The sequence below is a fragment of the Streptomyces sp. CA189 genome (assembly GCF_056428985.1).
Map to the genome: position 1 here is coordinate 1 of NZ_JBWJVM010000030.1, position 20,012 is coordinate 20,012.

General features: G+C 68.8%; 21 protein-coding genes and 3 pseudogenes. 15 read left to right on the top strand and 9 right to left on the bottom strand.

All coding sequences use genetic code 11. The features are described 5' to 3' along the window. Positions 1–219 precede the first annotated feature (219 nt). The gene (locus tag AC061S_RS22180; RefSeq protein ID WP_478687689.1) at positions 220–780 is read right to left on the bottom strand and encodes a disulfide bond formation protein B; all 561 of its coding nucleotides are present in this window, start codon (positions 778–780) and stop codon (positions 220–222) included. 14 nt (positions 781–794) lie between these two features. Continuing rightward, positions 795–953, bottom strand: coding sequence for a DUF5993 family protein (locus AC061S_RS22185; protein WP_478687690.1), 159 nt, complete (start codon positions 951–953; stop codon positions 795–797). A 193-nt stretch (positions 954–1,146) separates the two neighbouring features. Between AC061S_RS22185 and AC061S_RS22190 the strand changes: the two are divergent. The 3 genes and pseudogenes from AC061S_RS22190 to AC061S_RS22200 all read left to right on the top strand — a co-directional run. Continuing rightward, positions 1,147–1,476: pseudogene (locus AC061S_RS22190) on the top strand (hypothetical protein); the annotation flags it as partial. Between the two features lie 18 nt (positions 1,477–1,494). After that, positions 1,495–1,650, top strand: coding sequence for a hypothetical protein (locus AC061S_RS22195; protein ID WP_478687691.1), 156 nt, complete (start codon positions 1,495–1,497; stop codon positions 1,648–1,650). Between the two features lie 63 nt (positions 1,651–1,713). Then, positions 1,714–2,217 (top strand): hypothetical protein, encoded by a 504-nt coding sequence (locus AC061S_RS22200; RefSeq protein ID WP_478687692.1) that lies wholly within the window; start codon positions 1,714–1,716, stop codon positions 2,215–2,217. Between the two features lie 192 nt (positions 2,218–2,409). Here AC061S_RS22200 and AC061S_RS22205 read toward each other — a convergent pair. Continuing rightward, a pseudogene (locus AC061S_RS22205) lies at positions 2,410–2,790 on the bottom strand (IS1380 family transposase); the annotation flags it as partial. A gap of 285 nt (positions 2,791–3,075) precedes the next feature. On the opposite strand from AC061S_RS22205, the gene AC061S_RS22210 reads away from it, so the two are divergent. The 6 genes from AC061S_RS22210 to AC061S_RS22235 all read left to right on the top strand — a co-directional run bounded on the left by AC061S_RS22210 (position 3,076) and on the right by AC061S_RS22235 (position 9,760). Further along, positions 3,076–4,170: an MFS transporter gene (locus tag AC061S_RS22210; RefSeq protein WP_478687693.1), complete on the top strand. Its 1,095-nt coding sequence runs from the start codon at positions 3,076–3,078 to the stop codon at positions 4,168–4,170. A 232-nt stretch (positions 4,171–4,402) separates the two neighbouring features. After that, positions 4,403–6,733 carry a molybdopterin oxidoreductase family protein gene (locus tag AC061S_RS22215; RefSeq protein WP_478687694.1) on the top strand — a complete coding sequence of 777 codons (2,331 nt, stop codon included), beginning with the start codon at positions 4,403–4,405 and terminating at the stop codon, positions 6,731–6,733. Between the two features lie 6 nt (positions 6,734–6,739). Continuing rightward, entirely contained in the window at positions 6,740–7,339 is a 600-nt protein-coding gene (locus tag AC061S_RS22220; RefSeq protein WP_478687695.1) for a 4Fe-4S dicluster domain-containing protein, read from the top strand. After that, positions 7,336–7,989 carry a QcrA and Rieske domain-containing protein gene (locus tag AC061S_RS22225; RefSeq protein WP_478687696.1) on the top strand — a complete coding sequence of 218 codons (654 nt, stop codon included), beginning with the start codon at positions 7,336–7,338 and terminating at the stop codon, positions 7,987–7,989. The genes AC061S_RS22220 and AC061S_RS22225 overlap by 4 nt, the downstream gene beginning before the upstream one ends. Next, a complete protein-coding gene (locus tag AC061S_RS22230; RefSeq protein WP_478687697.1) occupies positions 7,986–8,354 on the top strand; it encodes a hypothetical protein in 369 nt (122 codons plus the stop codon). Before AC061S_RS22225 ends, AC061S_RS22230 begins: the two co-directional genes overlap by 4 nt. 2 nt (positions 8,355–8,356) lie before the next feature. Next, the gene (locus AC061S_RS22235; RefSeq protein ID WP_478687698.1) at positions 8,357–9,760 is read left to right on the top strand and encodes a NarK family nitrate/nitrite MFS transporter; all 1,404 of its coding nucleotides are present in this window, start codon (positions 8,357–8,359) and stop codon (positions 9,758–9,760) included. Here the strand turns inward: AC061S_RS22235 and AC061S_RS22240 are convergent. From AC061S_RS22240 to AC061S_RS22250, 3 genes are all read right to left on the bottom strand, one after another. Beyond that, on the bottom strand, positions 9,727–10,254 hold the full coding sequence (locus AC061S_RS22240) for an IS3 family transposase (RefSeq protein WP_478687699.1): 528 nt from the start codon (positions 10,252–10,254) through the stop codon (positions 9,727–9,729). The two genes, AC061S_RS22235 and AC061S_RS22240, sit on opposite strands and share 34 nt — an antisense overlap. Before the next feature lie 193 nt (positions 10,255–10,447). Then, positions 10,448–10,717 carry a transposase gene (locus tag AC061S_RS22245; RefSeq protein ID WP_478687700.1) on the bottom strand — a complete coding sequence of 90 codons (270 nt, stop codon included), beginning with the start codon at positions 10,715–10,717 and terminating at the stop codon, positions 10,448–10,450. Between the two features lie 108 nt (positions 10,718–10,825). Next, positions 10,826–11,422, bottom strand: a complete 597-nt coding sequence (locus tag AC061S_RS22250; RefSeq protein WP_478687701.1) for a TetR-like C-terminal domain-containing protein — start codon at positions 11,420–11,422, stop codon at positions 10,826–10,828. Positions 11,423–11,618: 196 nt separating this feature from the next. Between AC061S_RS22250 and AC061S_RS22255 the strand changes: the two genes are divergently transcribed. Then, positions 11,619–12,629: a zinc-binding dehydrogenase gene (locus tag AC061S_RS22255; protein WP_478687702.1), complete on the top strand. Its 1,011-nt coding sequence runs from the start codon at positions 11,619–11,621 to the stop codon at positions 12,627–12,629. Positions 12,630–12,913: 284 nt separating this feature from the next. Here AC061S_RS22255 and AC061S_RS22260 read toward each other — a convergent pair whose 3' ends face one another. The 3 genes from AC061S_RS22260 to AC061S_RS22270 all read right to left on the bottom strand — a co-directional run bounded on the left by AC061S_RS22260 (position 12,914) and on the right by AC061S_RS22270 (position 15,420). Then, positions 12,914–13,162: a recombinase family protein gene (locus tag AC061S_RS22260; RefSeq protein ID WP_478687703.1), complete on the bottom strand. Its 249-nt coding sequence runs from the start codon at positions 13,160–13,162 to the stop codon at positions 12,914–12,916. Then, positions 13,159–14,277, bottom strand: a complete 1,119-nt coding sequence (locus tag AC061S_RS22265; protein WP_478687704.1) for an ABC-2 transporter permease — start codon at positions 14,275–14,277, stop codon at positions 13,159–13,161. The genes AC061S_RS22260 and AC061S_RS22265 overlap by 4 nt, the downstream gene beginning before the upstream one ends. Before the next feature lie 636 nt (positions 14,278–14,913). Then, on the bottom strand, positions 14,914–15,420 hold the full coding sequence (locus AC061S_RS22270) for an asparagine synthase-related protein (protein ID WP_478687705.1): 507 nt from the start codon (positions 15,418–15,420) through the stop codon (positions 14,914–14,916). Positions 15,421–16,042: 622 nt separating this feature from the next. Here AC061S_RS22270 and AC061S_RS22275 point away from each other — a divergent pair. From AC061S_RS22275 to AC061S_RS22295, 5 genes and pseudogenes are all read left to right on the top strand, one after another. Continuing rightward, entirely contained in the window at positions 16,043–16,957 is a 915-nt protein-coding gene (locus AC061S_RS22275; protein ID WP_478687706.1) for a slipin family protein, read from the top strand. Between the two features lie 476 nt (positions 16,958–17,433). Then, positions 17,434–17,913 (top strand): SET domain-containing protein-lysine N-methyltransferase, encoded by a 480-nt coding sequence (locus AC061S_RS22280; protein ID WP_478687707.1) that lies wholly within the window; start codon positions 17,434–17,436, stop codon positions 17,911–17,913. A gap of 273 nt (positions 17,914–18,186) precedes the next feature. After that, positions 18,187–18,306, top strand: a pseudogene (locus tag AC061S_RS22285) (isoamylase early set domain-containing protein); the annotation flags it as partial. 101 nt (positions 18,307–18,407) lie between these two features. After that, complete coding sequence (locus AC061S_RS22290; RefSeq protein ID WP_478687708.1) at positions 18,408–19,820, top strand: ISL3 family transposase; 1,413 nt, start codon at positions 18,408–18,410, stop codon at positions 19,818–19,820. After that, positions 19,790–20,005 (top strand): transposase, encoded by a 216-nt coding sequence (locus tag AC061S_RS22295; protein WP_478687709.1) that lies wholly within the window; start codon positions 19,790–19,792, stop codon positions 20,003–20,005. The genes AC061S_RS22290 and AC061S_RS22295 overlap by 31 nt, the downstream gene beginning before the upstream one ends. The last annotated feature ends 7 nt before the right edge of the window (positions 20,006–20,012 follow it).

The window sequence follows — 20,012 nt, forward strand, 5'->3', positions numbered from 1 at the left end:
GCTCGGTGAGGTTCGCACCCCCGAGCTACCAAGAGGCCCCGCCTTCATGTCCGCACCACCGCAAGATCACCCGACCAGGAACCTTGTTCGACCTGCACGTTCCATGATCGGTACGACAACGGCTTCTGAGTGCTCCCCGCTGTCATACGCCTTCACGGCTCTCGCGTCGGCGAAGCGGGCGGGATCGTCTCCGACCTCGGCCCGGAAGGTAGGACAAGCTCAGAAGAGTTCATAGCGTTGTGGGTCATCGGGGAGCGTGAAGTGGAAGCCCTCTTCGGCGAAGGTCATTACCGTGATGACCACCGCGATGGTCAACAGCAGCCACAGCACGAGTCGTGACGCGAGGCCGACGGTGACGTCTCGGGGCATCAGCTTCGGCGCGAAGACGAAGCTGAGCGCGCAGAACACGATGACCACGAGGAAGGTCACCAGTGCCCAGGTGTACATGTGCAGGCCGAGCACGGCGGGTCCGTAGCCATTGGGGTCGGTCAGGTGCAGCATGACCTGGCGAGTGGCCACGAGCAGCCCGGCGACCGAGGCGATGGCGGCAAGTCCGTAGCCGGTCATGTAGTCGACCGGGGTGATCTCGCCCGAGCGGGAGCGGACGATGACGTAGGCAGGTCCGGCGGCGGTCAGCAGCATGGCCATGCGCTGGACCACGCACAGCGGGCAGGGCATGTCTCCGTTGATCGTCTGGAATCCCAGGCTTGTCAGCAGGATCGCGCAGTAGGCGAGCACGAACAGGTGGGCGAAGAGGAACCCGATCCGGTTGGTGGTCATCACACCTCGGCCCATCAGTAGTGGTAGCCGAGCGGGTCGGTGGCGTGGTGATTGAACATGAGCAGGGCGGCCGTCGTCGAGGCGATGAGCAGGCCGATCACCCAAGGTCTGCCCTTGTCCCGGATGACCGCGATCAGAGCGGCCACGATGAGCACGAAGATCAGTGTGTCCATGGGATGAGGATGGAGGGAATCCGGCCCGGCCACCCGTCAAGGAGGGCCAAGCGGGGGAGTCCTACGTCAGGGAGCTCGGCGACGCGTGCCGTCAGGTTGGCACCGCGCCGCCGACGCGTGCGAGATTTCCGATTAAAGGCGGTGTTATGCGGTTTAATGTGGATTCACGAAAAGACGCTGTCAGGAGGCCTGGGTGCAGGATGCCGCGACGGAGCCGGGTGCGCTGCTGCTGAAGTCCGGGAGGTTCTTCCGCCGATGTGAGACGGCGCCCGATCTGCACAGCGTGCGGCTGACCGGGGGGCGGGAGGGAGATGTCCTCTACCGGGACCGCTGGAGTCACGACAGGGTCGTGAACTCCACACATGGCGTCAACTGCACTGGTTCGTGCCGGTGGAAGGTGTATGTCAAGGACGGGATCATCACCTGGGAGACGCAGGCGATCGACTACCCCTCCGTGGGGCCCGACCGGCCGGAGTACGAGCCGCGCGGGTGCCCGTGCGGGGCGGCCTTCTCCTGGTACACGTAGTTCACCCACCCGGGTGTGATCGCCGCGTCCGCCGTGGCGGCGGGTGCCCGGTCGTACACGGCGATCGGCCAGTGGGCCCGCAGTGCTCCGCAGCGGACACCGGCAAGGCTCGGCGCGCGCCTGCTGACCTCACTGAACGTGCGGATCGCGCCGAGCAGGTCGACGATCTGACGGATCGTTTCCGCTGTCTGCCCGGGCGGTCTGGCCGATCTGACCGGCAGTGATCCGACCGGCGTGGAGTCAGTGGCCGCGGAGGGCAAGAGCGCCCGCGGTTCCCGCGACGGCGATACGCCGGCCGCGCGCCTGCTCGCCGCGATGACCATCAACGGCCAGACCATCACCCAGTTGCGGGTGCCGGACAGGACCAATGAAATCGCCTGCTTCGCCGCCCTGTTGGAACCCTTCGACCTGACCGGGGTCGTGGTGACGGCCGACCCTTTACATACCCAACGTGACCATATTGTCTTCCTCATCGAGGCCAAGAAGGCGCACTACGCGTTCACCGTGAAATGGCCACCCTGCGGAACCTTGCGATCAACAAGCTCCGCCACCACGGCCACGCCAGCATCGTCGCCGGCCTCCGCGAGATGTCATATGAGCCCTTCACCTGCCCCCTCGACCTCCTCGGCGTGGCCCTGTGACCAGCAACGACACCAAGATCAAACGATTTTGGAACAGCCCTGCCTCGTGGGCCATGCCGGTCAGCACCGGGTCGGCGAGGACCCCGAGGTTCCGTGAGCGCTGGGCGTCCCCGATCGGCGGTGCCGGCGCGGCGACGAGGGGATCGGCCGTGGAGTGGATCCCGCCATGCGCCGACCCGGCCTCGACTCATCCGCCAGCCCCGTCATCCGCTGGGTCCCGCGGCAGCAACGGCCCGGCAAGATACTCACGAGGCGACCTGGTCCGCGCCGGGCGGCAGCGGGGATGACGGGCAATTTCGGGCAGGAACCGGCGGGCCACGGCGTGCAGTTGCCTCACATGCCCGTGCGTGAAGGAGTGCAGAAACGACCCCAGCGTGGACGAGGCCCGCACTCCGGAGAACAGGCGGCCCATCGCGCCATGCCGCAGCCGGTCACATGTCATCGATGCTGTCGGCACCCGCGACCATGCCCCCACCAGCGACATCACCTTCGCCGTTGGGAAGGCTCCGGTGCCGTCCTTCGAGGCCGGCAGACGGATGTGCTCCCCCACCAACATGGGCAGACCGCACCGCTCGGCCAGCCGTACCACCGGCTCCAGTCCGCCGTACGCGATCAGGTTCGGGTCGTCGAACGCGGAGGAGACCGCCGCTGCGGCATGGGAAGAGTGCATCTCGGAAGTGCCTTGCTGATCGTGCCTGACCTGGTCCTAGAGAAACCACATCATTACAGGTCACAAGGCACTTCTCCTTTCCCGGAGAAACTATCCACAGGCATCAAGCCGGTGGATCCGGGCTCAGGACGTCCCGTTGCGTCATTCAGCAGGGCTTGACCCGCAGCTCGGGGCTCAAACGCGACGGTGTTGAGGTTCCGGTCTGAAGGCCATCTGACTCGCTCCTGTTGGTCCAGCCGAGTGACATAGCAGGCTCTTGAGGGACTTCACGCCTAGCGTGGTGCTGTGTCCGAGCCCTCAGATGTCATCGACGCCGCGCCGACCCCACCGGCGCCCGAGACCCCGCCGCCGGCCGGGCGGTCCGTCACCGCACGGGCCACCCTGGCCGGCACCGTCGTCTCGCTCCTGCTCATCATCGCGATCGTGCTCGGCAGCCGACTGCTGCGGGACTTCGACTCGGCCCTGCTGCCGTACGCCGTCGCCACCGTCTTCCTGGCCTTCGGCGTGGCCTACCGGTACACCGTGTGGGTCTCGGCCCCCGGCGCGCGGCGCCTCTTCAGAAAGGGCATCGGCAGCTTCTGGTCGGTGGACAACTTCCGCAAGGCGCCCACCGCCCTGCCGAAGATGATCGCCACCTACCTGGGCTTCCAGAAGTTCCTCGGCGCCCGCTCGCGCCCCCGCTGGATCGCCCACCAGCTGATGTTCTGGGGCTGCCTCCTCGCGGCGGCGATCACCTTCCCGCTGACCTGGGGCTGGTTCACCTTCACCTCGGACAGCGGCGCGGGCCCCGGCTACGACATGCGGGTCTGGGGCATCAAGGTCCTCGGCTTCGACGCGCTCAGCGTCCTGGGCTGGCTGATGTTCCACGGCCTGGACATCGCCGCCGTCCTCGTCATTCCCGGCGCCTCGTACTTCCTGTACCGGCGGATGAAGGACCGCGGGGCCATGACCGGCCAGCGCTTCGCCTACGACCTGCTGCCGCTGATCTGCCTGATCGTCATCTCCGTGACCGGCCTGCTGCTGACCTTCTCCTCGATCTTCCTGCACGGCGGCGGATACGAGTTCCTCGCGATCCTGCACATGGTGTCGGTGGTGTTCACCCTCATCTACATCCCGTTCGGGAAGTTCTTTCACATCGTCCAGCGCCCGGCGGCCGTCGGCATGCAGCTCTTCAAGTACACGGCCCGCCAGGACGAGCAGGTCTTCCTCTGCAAGCGCTGCGAGGAGCCCATCGACACCACCCCGTACGTGGAGAACCTGCGCGGCACCATGCAGGACCTCAATCTCGACTTCGACGCCTTCGTCGAATACTGCCCGCGCTGCAAGCGGGTCCTGCGCGGCAATGCCTACCTGACCCAAGTCAAGAAGGGCTTCAATTGAAACCTCCCCCTCCCGAAGGACGGGGATTCCTGGCTCATGCTGCCTGGTGGGCCGACGGCCCGTCAGGTCTGCCACGATCAATGCCAGCCGGGTTGAGACCAGCTCGGGTATCGGCAATGCGAAAGGGGATGTGCGTGCTTGGTTCTCGCGGCGCACTGTCCGTAGTCGATGATGGCCGGTTCTGTGACGGACGTCTCCGACCTGAAAGCCCTCCAGTCCTCGGGAGGGCCGGGTGACCGCGACGGACCCCCTCAAGGCCGCGTCCCGGCCCGTAGCCGTATCCATCGACCCGTCCATCGCCCCGCCCGGCACCCGCAACTTCCGCGACGCCGGAGGCATTCCCGCCGACCAGTGGCACGCCGACCAGAACGGCGAGACCCTGGTCCCGACCCACTGCTGCTTCTGCGGGGTGCAGTGCGGGATGTACCTGCGCGTGGACAAGGGCGGCAAGGTCTTCGGAGTGGAACCCCGCAACCACGACATCAACCGGATGCGGTTGTGCCCCAAGGGCATCAACGCCTACCAGCAGGTCAACCACCCCGACCGGCTGACCGCCCCGCTGATGCGCCGCTCGCGCGACGAGGAGTTCAAGGAGTGCTCCTGGGACGAGGCCCTGGACTTCACCGTCTCCGAGATCCGGCGCATCCAGGAGGCCCACGGCAACGACGCCTTCGGGCTGCTCGGCGGAGCCAGCCTGTTCTCCGAGAAGACCTACCTGGTCGGCAAGTTCGGCAGGGTCGCACTCAAGACGCGGCACGTCGACTACAACGGCCGCCTGTGCATGGTCAGCGCCGCGGGTGCGAACAAGCTCGCCTTCGGCATCGACCGGGCCGGAAACCCCTTCTCCGACATCCTCCTCACCGACTGCCTGCTGATCGCCGGGTCGAACGTGGGGGAGTGTTTCCCCGTGATGACCCAGTACATCTGGGGCGCCCGCGACCGCGGGGCGGCGCTGATCGTGATCGATCCGCGCGAGACGGCCGTCGCCCGCACCGCCGACGTCCATGTCGCCCTCAAGCCGGGCACCGACTCGGCCTTCTTCAACGCCGTGCTCTACGTGATCATTGACGAGGGTCTGACCGACGAGGCCTACATCGCCGCGCACACCACCGGCTGGGACGAGGTCAGGGAGGCCGTCCAGGAGTACCCGCCCTCCCGGTCCGCGGAGATCTGCGGCGTCCCCGCCTCACAGATCGTCCAGGTCGCCCGGATGTTCGGCGGCGCGGACAAGGCCATGGCCTTCCACGCGCGCGGGGTGGAGCACCACTCGCAGGGAGTCGAGAACTGCCTGTCCATCATCAGCCTGTGCGTGGCCACCGGGAACCTGGGCAAGCCGGGAGCCGGTTACGGCACCATCACCGGTCAGGGCAATGGTCAGGGCGGCCGTGAGCACGGCCAGAAGTCCGACCTCCTGCCCGGGGGCCGCTCGATCACCAATCCGGAGCACCGCAAGCAGATCTGCCAGATCTGGGGCATCGAGGAGTCGGAACTCCCCGGCGCCGGCACCTCCATGATGGAGATGGTCTGGCAGATGCAGCGGAGCGAGATCCGGGGCCTGATCGGCATCTGCAACAACCCCTTCGTGTCGCTCCCCAACTACAAGACGGTCAAGGAGGGCTACGACGCACTTGAGTTCCACGCGCAGTTCGACTTCTTCCTCTCCGAGACCGCGGACAACGCGCACGTGGTCTTCCCCGTCACCGTCTGGGCCGAGGACGAGGGCGTCATGGCCAACACGGAGGCCCGGGTCGTCAAGCACAACAAGGCCCAGGAGCCGCCCGCCGGGGTCCGCACCGACACGTGGGTGATGTGCGAACTCGCCCGCCGGCTCGGCGTCGGCGACAAGTTCGACTTCCCCGGCTCTCGGGAGGTGTTCGAGGAGCTGCGCGTCGCCTCGGCCGGCACGGTCAACGACTACTACGGCATCACCTACGAACGTCTGGAGGAGACCGGCGGGATCATGTGGCCCTGTCCCTCCACCGACCACCCGGGTACGCCCCGGCTGTTCGAGGGCGGCAAGACCTTCCACCCCGACGGGAAGGTCCACATGCAGGTGGTCGAGTGGCACGCGCCGATGGACCCCTACACCGAGGAGTTCCCCCTCTCCCTCACCACCGGCCGCACCGTCGCGCACTTCCTCTCCGGCAACCAGACCCGCCGCCTCGGCGCCCTCGTCGAGCAGACCCCACGCCCCTGGGTGGAGGTCCACCCCTCGCACGGCTTCCGCAACGGCGAACCGGTACGCGTGGTCACCCGGCGCGGGAGCGAGGTGTTCCCGGCCCTGGTCACCGAGGCGATCCGCCCCGACACCGTCTTCATCCCGTACCACTGGCCCGTCCCGACGTCCGCGAACGCCCTGACCATCGACGCCCTCGACCCCCGCTCGAAGATCCCCGAGTACAAGGTCTGCGCCGCCCGGATCGAGGCCGCCGAGCGGGTCGACGAGGTGCCCGCCCCGCCCACCCCGCCGGGCCGTGAGGCCTATCCGGAGACCCAGGTCTCCCGCACCGACCCCCTGCCCCCCACGGCCCCCCAGGGCCGTGGCACGGCGGAGAGGAGCTGACCCGCCATGATGGGCCGCACGATCTTCATCGACCCGGGTCGCTGCATCGGCTGCCAGGCCTGCGTATCGGCTTGCCGCGAGTGCGATTCGCACCGCGGCAAATCGATGATCCACCTGGACTACACCGAACCCGGCGTGTCCGTCGCCTCCCTCCCCAGCGTCTGCATGCACTGCGAGGACCCGGTCGCGCCCTGCGCCGAGGTCTGTCCCGCCGACGCGATCCTGCTGACCGCCGACGGGGTGGTCCAGCAGGCCGACACCACCCGCTGCATCGGCTGCTCCAACTGCGTCAACGCCTGCCCCTTCGGCATCCCGAAGATCGACCTCCAGGCGAAGCTGCAGATGAAGTGCAACCTCTGCTACGACCGCACCGCCTACGGCCTCGCCCCCATGTGCGCGACCGTCTGCCCGACCGGCGCCCTCTTCTACGGAACCCTCGAAGAGCTCCAGGCGGAGCGCCCCGGGGTCCAGGTGGCCGACTCCTTCGTCTTCGGCGACGTCGTCGTCCAGACCGGCGTGGCCATGGTCGTCCCCGCCGACAAGGTCCAGTGGCCCGTCCCCGGCGGCCTGCCCGTCGTCGAGATCAACGGAAGGGACGTCCGGTGAGCGTCACCGATCATCCCGCCCCAACCTCCGACGGAGAACCGGCCTCCGGCGCGGCCCAGGAACAACTCCTGGACCGGATCAGCGCCGACTCCCTCACCACCCGCCGCGACTACCTGCGGATCGTCACCACCGTCTCCGGAGGCCTGGCCATCGGCGGTGTCGGCGTGGCCGCCGGCATCCTGCACCGGCACGGAGACAACGAGAACCTCCCCGAGGCTAAGAAGGTCGCCGACCAGCTGGCGCCCGGCCAGTCCGTGGCCTTCCGCTTCCCCGGCGAGGAGGACCGGGCCCTGGCCGTGCGGCTCGCGGACGGCTCCCTCGTGGGCTACTCCGCCGTCTGCACCCACCTGGCCTGCGGCGTGCTGTGGCGCGAGAACCGAGGCCCGGACGGAGAGCTGTACTGCCCCTGCCACGAAGGCGTCTTCGACCCCCGCACCGGCGAGGTCACCGCAGGCCCGCCACCCCGCCCCCTGCCCAGGATCTTCCTGACCGAGCAGGGCGACAGCAGCGTCTGGGCCATCGCCACCGCCCGGTCCGGAGAGCCAGCCAAGGACGCCCTGTGTCGGCAGTCCACCAAGTCCCGCCCCGACATGGTCCAGCGCCTGGGCTGCCCCGGCGCGAACCACGCCACCGAGAGCAGGCGGACGTGAGCGACGCACAGCCGCCTCCGCGGCCCGACTACCACCCCGGCAGCGCCCACCCCCGGCTCAACCGACCAGTCCGCGAACGTTATCCCCAGCTCCGCCCGACGAGCGGGTACGGGGACCCCCGGATCCGGCACACGGGCCCCGGACCGGGCGCCGGCACCGAGCAGGAGCCCGAGCGCTCCTCACGGCTCAACGCGCGCCTCGTCCTGGCCCTCACGGTCGTGATCGGCCAGCTCTGGGCGCTCACCGTGACCGTCAACGAGTGGATGAAGGGAAACACCGGCACGGCGTGGTGGGGAGCGGGATTCCTGGTCCTGTCCTTCCTCGTAGTGATCGGACTGTGGCTCCTCGACCCGAAGGACCGATGACCATGCCTCCATCCTCTTCTCATGCGGAGACCTACCGGCCCGGCGCCGCCATCGCCGACTGGCGGCCCGAGGACGAGGGCTTCTGGCAGTCCACCGGCCGCAAGGTCGCCCAGCGCAACCTCTGGGTCTCGATCCCGGCACTGATGCTCGGCTTCGTGGTCTGGCAGGTCTGGTCGGTGACCGTGGTCAAGCTGAACGACGTCGGCTTCGGCTTCTCGAAGTCCCAGCTGTTCTGGCTGACCGCCATCCCCGGCATCACCGGCGGCACCTTCCGGATCCTCTACACCTTCATCGGGCCGATGTTCGGCGAGCGGAAGTTCACCGCCTTCAGCACGATCATCCTGATCGCGCCGATGCTGTGGCTGGGCTTCGCGCTCCAGGACACCGGCACGCCCTACTGGGAACTGGCGCTGATCGCGGCCGTGTGCGGCATCGGCGGCGCGAACTTCGCCTCCTCGATGGCGAACATCGGCTTCTTCTTCCCCAAGCGGGAAAAGGGCAGCGCCAACGGCCTCAACGGCGGCCTCGGCAACCTCGGCGTGAGCGTGGTCCAGCTGATCGCCCCGCTGGTGGTCACCGCCGCCGTCCTGGGTGCCCCGGCGGGCGGCCCGCAGCACGACGCGAAGAAGAACACCGACATCTGGCTGCAGAACGGCGCCTTCCTCTGGGTGCCGCTCCTGGTCATCATGGCGCTGGCCGCCTGGTTCCTGATGAACGACCTGAAGGTGGCCGCGGCCCCCTTCAGCCAGCAGAAGATCATCTTCAAGCGCAAGCACAACTGGCTGATGACCTGGCTGTACGTCGGCACCTTCGGGTCCTTCATCGGCTTCGCGGCCGGACTGCCGCTGCTGATCAAGAACAACTTCGAGGCCCAGGGCTACCAGGCCACCACCTACGCCTGGATCGGCCCGTTCATCGGGGCGCTCACGCGCTGGGGCGGCGGCTGGCTCTCGGACAAGATCGGCGGAGCCAGGGTCACCCTGCTGTCGTTCGTCGGGATGGCCGCGGCCCTGGTCGCGGTGATCTTCGCACTGCCCCACGCGGGAGACCAGGGCAACTTCTGGCCCTTCTTCATCGGCTTCCTCGTGGCCTTCGCCTTCTCCGGCCTCGGCAACGGATCGACCTTCCGGCAGATCCCGGTGATCTTCCGCGACCAGCACATGCGGGAAGCCGAGGGCAGGGGCGCGGACGCGCAGGCCGCCGCCCTGAAGCAGTCGGAGATGGAATCGGGCGCCGTCACCGGCTTCTCCTCCGCCATCGCCGCCTACGGCTTCTTCTTCATCCCCGCCATGTTCGCCATCCTCCACGTCACCACATCGCTATGGATCTTCATCGGCTTCTACGCCACCTGCCTGGCCGTGTGCTGGTGGTTCTACGCCCGCAAGGGCGCCGAAGCCCCCAGCTGAGCCAGGGTTACGAACCGGCATCGGAGTGATGTACCAGCCCGCCCGGTGCCGGCAGGCAGCCTTCTCGGCCGCTCTACGACGTCCCCATGTCCAGGGCGTCCAGGATGAGCTGGGGCCCCTTCGACATCGACGCAGGGCCAACCCACGATGCGGCCAGAGGTGGTGTCCGCGACGAACGCGACGTAGAGGGTGGCGGCCAGGGCGGCCACGTGGGTGAAGTCGGCCACCCAGGTCCGGTTTGGCGCCGGGGCGATGAAGTCACGGTCGAGGTGGTCCGGCGCCCGCGCGGCGGCGGGGTCGGGCATGGTGGTGATGACCTTCTTGCCGCAAACCGCGCCGGCGATGCCGGTCTCGCGCATGAGGCGCTCGACGGTGCAGCGGGCCACGTCATGGCCCTGCCGGTTCAGCGCCCGCCATATCTTTCGGGCCCCGTAGACGCGGTAGTTGTCCGTGAATACCTGGTGGATCAGGAGCTTGAGTTCCTCGTCCTGCACGGTCCGCGCGGATGGTTCGGCGAGCCGTTTGTGGTGGGCGTAGTAGGTGGTGGGGGCGATCTTGCAGTCGTGCTCAGTCAGAACACGGCAGATCGGCGCGACGCCGCCGAGGCGGTCCCGGTGCTCGTCGATGAACGCTACGGGCGAAGATGTGGCCGGTCGAGCTCGTCCTTGAAGAAACTCGCCGCCGCCTTCAAGATGTCGTTCGCCGCTTCAGCTTGGCGATCTCTTTCTTCATAGCTTTGACCTGCGCGGACTCCTCGCTGGTCACGCCGGGGCGGGTACTGGAGTCGATCTGGTCCTGGCGGACCCACTTGCGCAGCGTCTCGGTCGAGCCGATGCCGAGCTTCTCGGGCATGGCTTTTGTCGCGGCCGACTCGTTCGGGTAGTCGCTGCGGACTTCGGCGACCATGCGGACCGCTCTTTTGCGCAGCTCAAGAGGATAGGAGGAAAGGCGAGCCATGACCCGATCCCTTCATGGAATCGAGTCGCCACCGCAACCGGCACGGTTCACTGATGATCGGCCCGGACTGTCCCGAGGGGTGCGCACTTGAACGGCCGTGTGCGGTGCTCAGGGGCGGGAGCCGTTAAGGACGAGGTCGACCAGGTGAGGGGCGAGGGTTGTTGCGAGTGGTTCGCCGGTGAGGAGGACCCTGGCGAGGAGGGGGCCGGTGATGGCTTCCACGAGGAGGTGTGGGTCGGTGTCGGCGGCCAGTTCGCCGCGGTCGATGCCGCGCTGGACGAGCGTTTCGGCACGCTCGAGGCGGGCCTGCCAGTATGCGCGCCGTCCTTCTTCCAGGGCGCCTTCCTCGCGGACGGTTCCGAGGAGGAGCAGCGTGGTGCCGGCGGGTGTGGCGAGGAACCGGGTCAGTGCCGTGAACAGCTCGCAAAGGTCCTCGCGGACGGCGCCGGTGTCGGGTGTGGGCAGGGCTTGCTCGGTGTGCGTGGCGAGGGCGTCGAAGATGAGGTTCTCGCGGGTCTTCCAGCGTCTGTATACGGAGGTCTCGTGGACGCCTGCGGCGCGGGCGGCGGAGGCGACGGTCGTGGCGGCCAGCCCTTGAGAGGTGAGCAGGTCGACCGTGGCGGCCAGTACGGCCTGCCGCATCCGTTCCCCACGCCGCCTCAGCGGTAGCGCTTCACGCCCGCCCCTGTCCTCGTCGCTCGTCATACGACCACAGTATCGCAAGGCTCCTTGCGATACGCGACAGGGCGGCGTATGGTGGAAAGCAGGTTGACTTGCGTTAGTCCGCAGATCAGCCCCTGGCGAGGGCCCGCAGGGCCCCGCCTCGCAGCCCGCCAAGGCCTCGCCTCACCGGTCCGCCTCGGGGCCGGCCGTGCCGCAGATCGGAATGGATCAGCCCATAATGGAACTCATGCGTGCCGTGCGCCTGCACGTCCCCTCCCGCACTCTGACCGTCGACGAGGTCCCGGTTCCCTCGCCCGGTTCCGGGCAGGTGCTGGTCAAAGTGGAGGCCGCGGGCGTGTGCCTGTCCGACGTGCATCTCATCGACGGCACCCTCACACCCGTTCACCTGCCGGGTGACACCGTCACCCTGGGACACGAGGTCGCCGGCGCCATCGCCGAGTGCGGACCGGACGTCACGGGCTGGAGGGCGGGGCAGCGGGTCGTCCTGCAGGCAGGCGAGGTGCGCGACGGCCGGGTCCTGACGCGTGGCGTCGACTACGACGGCGGATGGGCCGGGTACGCACTCGCCGCCGTCGAGACCCTCGTCGCCCTGCCCGACTCGATCCCCTTCGAGCACGGCGCGATCATCCCGGACGCCGTCTCCACCCCCTGGGGAGCCATCACCACGACCGCGGACATACGCCCCGCCCAAGCGGTCGGAGTGTGGGGCATCGGAGGTCTCGGCGTCCACGCCGTCCAGCTGCTGCGCGCCATCGGCGCCTACCCGATCGTCGCCGTGGACCCCGCCCCGGCCGCCCGCCGCCGCGCACTCGACTTCGGCGCTGACCTGGCCCTGGACCCGGCCGACCCGAGCCTGCGCGAGCGGGTGTTGGCCGCCACCGACGGCCGAGCGCTGGAGGCCGCATTCGACTTCGCCGGAGTCGCGGCAGCACGCGACCAGGCCCTGACCGTCCTCGGCCCGAAGGGACGTCTGGTCCTGGTCGGCCTGACCGACCAGCCACTGACCGTCACCAACGGCACTCTCTTCAGCTACCTCCAGCACCAGATCCTCGGCCACTACGGATCCGCGCGGGACGCCGTGGAACAGCTGATAGCCCTGGCCGAAGGCGGCCGACTGGACTTCTCCCACTCCATCACCGACGTACTCCCGCTCGCTGACGCAGCCAAGGCCGTCGAGCGCATGCGCACCAAGGAAGGCGATCCCATCCGCCTCATCCTGCACCCCTGACCCCCATTCCCCAGCCGCCGCGTCGCCCCAGTCGAGATGGCGCACCCGGCGGCCACCGCTCCGGCGCGGCCCCCAGAACCCGACAGCCCCGTGGCGGGCCCAGCGCCCTCCGAGCCCCGCCCCTCCGATTCACCAGGGCAAGCGTGGCTACGCAGCACCCCCAGTGCGCTCCAGGACCCGGTACACCGTCGCCCGGACACGGAGAACAGCTCGGCCAGGTCCGTGATGGTGTGCTCGCCGCTGCGGTACTCCTTGACGAGGTGGGCCTGCTGCCGGCCGACAGCTTAGGCTGCGGCCGGATCGTAGAGCGCGCCGCCCAGCGAAAGCTTGACGCCGCGGGCGGTGAGCGAGTCGCCGATATCACGGGCGTCGGGCACCGAGCGGGCCAGGCGGTCCAGCTTCGGGACGACGAGGGTGTCCCCGGCCCGGACCGCGGCGAGCGCATGGTCGAGGCCGGGGCGGTCACGGTTGGTGCCGGTGAGCCCGTGGTCGAGGTAGATGCGCTCCTCGGCGACGCTGTGGCCGGTGCTCACCGGGCGTCCGTTCCGTCGTGCGTGGGGCGGGCGAGGGAGGGCACGTCATCGGGGAGCCCGCTGCCGACCGCGGCGCCCGGCCTGCCACGGCGAAAGTGCCCGCAGGTCAGGGTGATCGCGCAGCCGAGCACCGCCCAGGAGGCCAGGACCAGCAGCGGTCCGGTGATGTCGTTGCCCTTGAAGTACGCGATCGAGCGCGCGGTGTAGGTGCCCGCGCCCGGCGGCAGCCACGGGCCGATGGCCTGCCAGAACGGCGGCAGCAGTGGGTACGGGTAGGCGCCGCCCGCGCTGGGGTTGCCGAGCACCACCACCAGCAGGATCGTCAGGCCGATGCCGAGCACGCCCGCGAGGCCCTGGAAGGCCAGGGTGATCGCGCCGACGGCGAAGACGACGAGGGTGCCGAGCCCCCAAAGGCCCAGGATGCTGCCGGGCAGCGCGCCCAGGACCGGGTCAACGATGACCGCGCCGAGCAGCCCGGCCGCGACGGCATACACCAGCAGCGTGCCGAGCCGGATGATCGCACGGTGGATGTTCGCGGGGCGGGCGCCGGCGCTGATCGCGAGGATCGCGGCGCACAGGTAGCCGCCTACGCACCAGCCCACGACCAGGTAGAAAGAGCTCAGGCCGCGCCCGTCGCCGGCGGCGGCCGGGGCCACGTCCACGACGCTGACGGTGCGGCCCTGGGTCTTCTCCACGAGGCCGACGACCTCCTCGAGGGCCTGGGACAGCGAAGCCCCGGCGCCGCTCGCGACCAGCAGTTTGTCGGTCGTGCCGGCCGGGTCGATGATTAGCGCGCCGTCCACGTCCCGGTTCTGGATCTGCCGGAGCGCCGTCGCCTCGTCCTTCACGGCACGGGGGTCGAGCGGTCTGCCGGGCAGTGCGGCGAGCCGTTTCGCGGTCTGCTCGGCGATCGGTTGGGCCGGCGCGGCCACGGCGAAAGGGATCTCGCTCGGCTTGGGGCGGTGGAAGGCCCCGACGTACGAGGTGATGAAGGCGAGCTGGAGCGCCAGTACGCCCAGGACCAGGAGAGCGGCCCGGGTGGTGACGGCGTCCTTGATCTCGGCGAGAAGGCCGTCGGACGCACTGGCGTCGCTGCTCCTGGTGGGCTGGGTCATGTCTCACACGCTCGGCCTACCGAGGGCGAGTCGCAGCAGGGGAAGGTCCGAATGGATTACGCAAGTAGTAACGGAACAGGAAACCGGTGTTGCTGTCAGACCGGTCACGAATAGGCCCAGACGAGGCAGATCCGCCAGATGCTGCCCGACGGGGACAAGTGGGTCGAGCGCGACGTGTGGACCGACGCTCTCCACGACCCCGGCTTCAGCGTCGTCCGCCGCTGAACCGCCAGGGCGGGACGTATCTGGAGACGGTGAGCGCGGAGCCGGATGGTGGTGGCCGGCCGCTGCTGAGGGCGCAGACCACCCCGGAGGCCTATCGCGCACCTCGCCGACGCGGTGCGGGCCCTGCGGCGGCCTGCGTCCCGGCCGCGCGAGCGCGCACGGGTCGCCCGCTGGGCCCTCCAACCCTGAGTGCCGCGGGTAGATCGGTTCGATGGCGGTTGAGCAGGGGCCCCGGTGTCCATTCACGGGGCCCCTGCTCGGTGTCACGTCACGTCGGGGGTGAGTGTGTGACGGATGTCTAACGACGTCGGCCGGCGCGGGTTCTGCATCCGTGCGGGTGATCCGGCACGTCGGTCCAGACGAGATCATGGCCTCACGCGCGCCGCGTGCGGCCTTGAGCGGTGTCACGTCCTACGAGGACAGCAAACAACAACCACTCAGCGTTACTTGTCTGGCGGATTGGCTATACGAGAACTGGGTCGCACAGGAGGAGGGGGCGGACAGCACCGCGTCCCCCGCCGAGCCGGTCAAGTGCAGACCGGGGACGGGGTGGTGGGCGGCCACGGTCTCCAGCACCGCACGCTCGATCGAGGCGGTGATGGCGTACGCGTTGGGCGCGTCGGTCACCGGCAGCCCGCTCAGTTCGTCCAGGCCGTCGTAGTAGACGGTGTGCGCAGTGCCGGGCACCGCGTGGTGGGCCAAGCCCGGCACCGCCGCGGCGGTGCGGGTCGCGTACGGGAGGTCGTCGTCCCAGAGCCGTTCGTCGGCGAACGTCACCGCGGCGACCGGGCCGCGCTGGGCTGCGAAGCAGGCCAGCGTGGTGGAGTCGAGTCCGGCCAGGCCGGCGCTGACCGGGCGCCCGTCGAGACGGGTGGCGACGGCTTCGCCGAGCGCGGCCCGTACCGTCGCCGAGGCCACCGGCAGATCCACGCACCGGTAGGCGGTCGACTCGAACCGCACCGTACGGGCGCCCGAGGGGTCGAGCAGCAGCAGGTGTCCGCCCGGTACCCGTTCGACGCACCGCAGGAGGCTGCGCTGCCCCAGGACGGTGCGCGGCGAGCGCGGTGGGGTCGAGAGGGGCCCCGTCGAGGGCGGCCAGCGCCAGAGCGGACGTCGCCCACCACACCGCGCTGCCGTGGCTTCGCCAGTACACCGGGTGCTGCCCGGCCAGATCGCCGCCCACGGCCAGCGTCGCCCCGTTGCGGGCGACGGCCAGGTACGAGCCGGGTCAGCTCCCGCCACCGCCCGGCCCGCACCGCCGGCAGCCGCGCGGCGAGCTGGTCGTCATCCGCCCCGCAGTCCCCGATAACGGCCAGCGGCACCGGCCCCTGGCTCACCGACCGCACCCGCCCCGTCCAGTGCCTCGTCGAGGCATACCGCCTCGGCAGGCACGGCGTCGTCGATGGTCGCTCGCCGGAATGCACCGCCCACTGCCTCGTACCGTCGGCCGGCCTCAGTGCTTCACCCAGCACGAGGGTCAAAAGATAGCAGAGGTGGGCATATTCAGGGGAGAGGTCGCACTGGAGGGAGATGGTTGGGTATGGTCCAGGAGCTGCTGACCGCGCTGGCCCTCACGGGCGCCGTCGGCGCGATGTACGTGGCAGCGGCAGCCCGGGTGGTCAGGCAATACGAGAAGGGCGTTGTGCTGCGCTTCGGTCGCCTGCGCGGACAGGTCCGAGGGCCAGGGTTCGCCATGATCGTTCCGGGCGTGGACCAGATGCACAAGGTGAACATGCAGATCGTCACGATGCCGGTCCCCGCCCAGGACGGCATCACCCGCGACAATGTCACCGTCCGGGTGGACGCGGTCATCTACTTCAAGGTTGTCGACCCCGTCGACGCGATCATCCGCGTCGAGGACTACCGGTTCGCCGTCTCACAGATAGCGCAGACCTCGCTCCGGTCCATCCTCGGCAAGAGCGATCTCGACGAGCTGCTCTCCAACCGCGAGAAACTCAACCAGGGCCTGGAACTGATGATGGACAGCCCGGCTGTCGAGTGGGGCGTGACCATCGACCGGGTGGAGATCAAGGACGTTTCCCTCCCGGAGACGATGAAGCGGTCGATGGCGCGGCAAGCCGAGGCCGACCGCGAACGCCGGGCCAGGATCATCAACGCCGATGCCGAACTCCAGGCGTCCAAGAAGCTGGCGGAAGCCGCCGCCGTGATGTCCGGCCAGCCAGCCGCCCTCCAGCTCAGGCTGCTGCAGACCGTCGTCGCAGTCGCCGCCGAGAAGAACTCCACCCTCGTCCTGCCCTTCCCCGTCGAACTGCTGCGCTTCCTTGAACGGGCCGCCCCGCCGCAGTCCGCCGCGTACAAGACGTCGCCCGCTGTGACGCTGTCCAGGCCCCCCATGGCAGGGGAACCGCCGCACGGATCCTCGGCACCGAACGGCACCAGTCCAGCCCTGCCTGACGGAAAGCCAGAATCCGCGGCGGACTGGAGAGCCGCCTAATGGGAGCTACGGGGTTGGGGAATGCTCGGTTCCGTAGCCGCCAGCAGGTGAGCACTATCGCCGCGGGAAGCAGTCGAGTTCTGGTGTCAGATCGTGCCCCTGCTGGTCGGCGGGAGGCCCGACCGCTGATGGGGTGGCGTGCCCGCCCCGACGGGCGTGAGCACTGGATCCATTAGGCCGCGTGCCGTGCCTTCCCAGGCTGCACCGCTGTGTGAAGTACGGGACCGGGGAGGTGGTATGTCCACTCGGGGCCTCGATTTACCGGATTCGCATGGCCGCCGGACTGGCTCGCAGGCCCGGGAAGGCTTCCCGGGCGGCTTGGACTGCTCAGGCCGGTATCCGCCTGGCGTGCGGGAGGCTGGTGCGGTTGTGTGTGGTGTACCTGCACTCTGGTGAAGCTTCCGGTGTCGCCCGGCGGCTCGACCTCCGCTCCGGCCCCGCGCAGTATTCCACCGGACCGACCGAAGAGCCTTTTCATGAACCGTGAACACTCTGCCGTCCCGGTGCCGACCGCGCTGGCTGCGGCGGTCCGTGGCCCGGGGGCCGAGCTCCGGGAATCCGTGGGCAAAGGGGCAGGGGTGTTCGCCACACGGCCTTTCCGGGCGGGAGAGCTGGTTCTGGCCGGTGTCATCGTGGCCGAGCTCGACCGCAACGATGCCCACGCCTCGCAGATCAGCTGGAATCGCTTCGTGCGGCACGGCGGTCTGGCGCCGAAGGTGAACCACTCCTGCGACCCGAACTGCGGCATCGGGCCCAACGCGTCCGGGGCTCATGACCTGCTCGCCCGGCTCCCCATCTCGACCGGCCAGGAGATCACCTTCGACTACGCGATGCGCAACTACACCATCGAGCCTGGAAGGACCTGCCCTCCGATCGAAGGGACGCCTACCGGGACTTCGCCGCGCCCTATCTCCTCGACGGACCGACAGGTCCATGAAGTGCGCCGAGACTGGTGACGACGGGCCCGGCGCGGCAGGCATTCCTGCCCTTCGCGGCCTTTGCCCGGCTCCTGGCGCATGCCCGTGCCGTGGCGACTCCTCTGTGACGTGTGGCTGAAGGATTCCTCCCCGCCACGCTGACACGGAGCGTGATACTTCGCACTAATCAAGTCACCGGTTGTGGCGGACGGGTGACGTCGGGGTGGGGTGGCGGCGTCGGAGTGCGACCTGTGCGCCCACCGCCGACGATGGGCGCGAACCTACTCGCTGCCGCTGTCAGGAGCTCATCCCATCCTGGAGCGAACGCTGCACAAGGACCGTACCGAGGTCACCTTCATCCTTCCCGCGGACAGACCGCCCGGCCCGGTCAGCGTGGTGGGTGACTTCAACGGCTGGCAGCCCGGTGTCCACACCTGTCAATGGCCTTGAAGTGCGGTTCTGATCCACTTCTTGTGGGGCGGTGACGTTGCGTCACAGCGGGCTGGAAGGATGGCGGTTCGTGTGACTGCAGCGTGTTCTCCGCGTTCTCGACGGCCTTCTCCCACCTGTCCGCCGTGGTGGTGGACGAGGTCAGGACGGACAGTGGCGGGATAGCCCTCACGGCGCGAACGGCGACGCGCGAGGCGGCTTGTCCCGACTGCGGCGCGGTGTCCGGCCGTGTCCATGGTGGTTACCGGCGGCGTCTTGCCGACGTTGCGACGGCCGGGCAGGAGGTCGTGATCGATCTGCTGGTGCGACGGTTCCTCTGCCCGGAAGTGGAGTGCCCTCGCCGCACGTTCGTCGAGCAAGTGGACGGGCTCACTGAGCGGTTCGCGCGGCGCACACCTCTCCTGCGTCGCTCGCTGGAGAAGATCGCTCTGGCGCTCGCCGGACGTCCCGGTGCCCGGCTCGCTGGGCACCTGTCCATCCCGACGAGTGCGAACTCCCTGCTCAGACTCGTACGCAAGCTCCCGGACAAGGATGTCGAAGCCGCACCCCGTGTGCTGGGAATCGATGATTTCGCCCTGAAGAAGGGGCACGTCTACGGAACGATCATCTTGAACATGGAGACCGGCGAACGCATCGACGTCCTGCCCGACCGCGCCGCGGACACCCTCACCACGTGGCTTCGCGCACACCCTGGAGCGGAGATCGTCTGCCGGGACCGGGCCAGCGCCTACGCCGAGGCCGTACGCACCGCCTGCCCCGACGCCATCCAGGTCGCAGACCGCTTCCATTTGTGGAAGAACCTGTGCGAAGCCATCGAGAAGTGCGTTGCCACGCAACGTAGTTGCCTCGCCGAGCCTGCCGAGGACACCCCCGCTGACGCCACCGACGGGCCGAAGGCCGCCACCAAGGAGGATGCGCCGGTGCGGCCGGAGGGGATGCGCGTGATCCGGCGCCGCGAGCGTCACGCCGCCGTGCACGACCTCTACGACAAGGGCGTCCCGATCCAGGCGATCTCCGACACCCTCGGGCTGGACCGCAAAACCGTGCGCCGGTACGCGCACGCAGCCACTGCCGAGGACGCGTCGCTGGCCACCGGATCGCGCCGCCAGGGCGAGATCCACGCCTACTCTCCCTACCTCCACCGGCGTTGGAACGAGGGCTGCACGGACTCGGCACGGCTCCACGCCGAAATCACCGAGCTCGGCTTCACCGGCAGCAAGCGGACTGTGCGCCGGCATCTCCAGGAGACCCGGGCCAGCGGCAAACCCGCGCCCGACAAGCCCAAGACGCTGACGATCCGCACGGCCACCTGGCTGATCACATCCCACCCGGACAACCTGGACGAGAGCAGCACGCTCAAGCTCAAGAAGCTCCTGTCGCGCAGTCCCGAACTGGACGCCGTCGCCGCGTGCGTCCGTTCCTTCGCCGCGATGATGACCGAGCGCCGAGGCAGCGACCTGGAGAAGTGGCTTGCCTCGCCGAGGCCACCGGGATGAAGCCTCTACAGAGCCTGGCTCGCGGCCTCCGTCAGGACTTCGACGCCGTCACCGCCGGCCTCACCCTGGAATGGAGTTCTGGCAAGGTCGAGGGCAACGTAAATCGGGTGAAGCGAATCAAGAGGGATGGATACGGCCGTGCCGGATTCGATCTCCTCCGCCTGCAGATACTCCTCGCTGACTGAAGATCGT

Coding starts and splice junctions, on each gene's coding strand:
- AC061S_RS22180 (WP_478687689.1), bottom strand. CDS start 780: ATGACCACCAACCGGATCGGGTTCCTCTTCGCCCACCTGTTCGTGCTC.
- AC061S_RS22185 (WP_478687690.1), bottom strand. CDS start 953: ATGGACACACTGATCTTCGTGCTCATCGTGGCCGCTCTGATCGCGGTC.
- AC061S_RS22220 (WP_478687695.1), top strand. CDS start 6,740: ATGATGGGCCGCACGATCTTCATCGACCCGGGTCGCTGCATCGGCTGC.
- AC061S_RS22235 (WP_478687698.1), top strand. CDS start 8,357: ATGCCTCCATCCTCTTCTCATGCGGAGACCTACCGGCCCGGCGCCGCC.
- AC061S_RS22245 (WP_478687700.1), bottom strand. CDS start 10,717: ATGGCTCGCCTTTCCTCCTATCCTCTTGAGCTGCGCAAAAGAGCGGTC.
- AC061S_RS22250 (WP_478687701.1), bottom strand. CDS start 11,422: ATGACGAGCGACGAGGACAGGGGCGGGCGTGAAGCGCTACCGCTGAGG.
- AC061S_RS22255 (WP_478687702.1), top strand. CDS start 11,619: ATGGAACTCATGCGTGCCGTGCGCCTGCACGTCCCCTCCCGCACTCTG.
- AC061S_RS22265 (WP_478687704.1), bottom strand. CDS start 14,277: ATGACCCAGCCCACCAGGAGCAGCGACGCCAGTGCGTCCGACGGCCTT.
- AC061S_RS22275 (WP_478687706.1), top strand. CDS start 16,043: ATGGTCCAGGAGCTGCTGACCGCGCTGGCCCTCACGGGCGCCGTCGGC.
- AC061S_RS22280 (WP_478687707.1), top strand. CDS start 17,434: ATGAACCGTGAACACTCTGCCGTCCCGGTGCCGACCGCGCTGGCTGCG.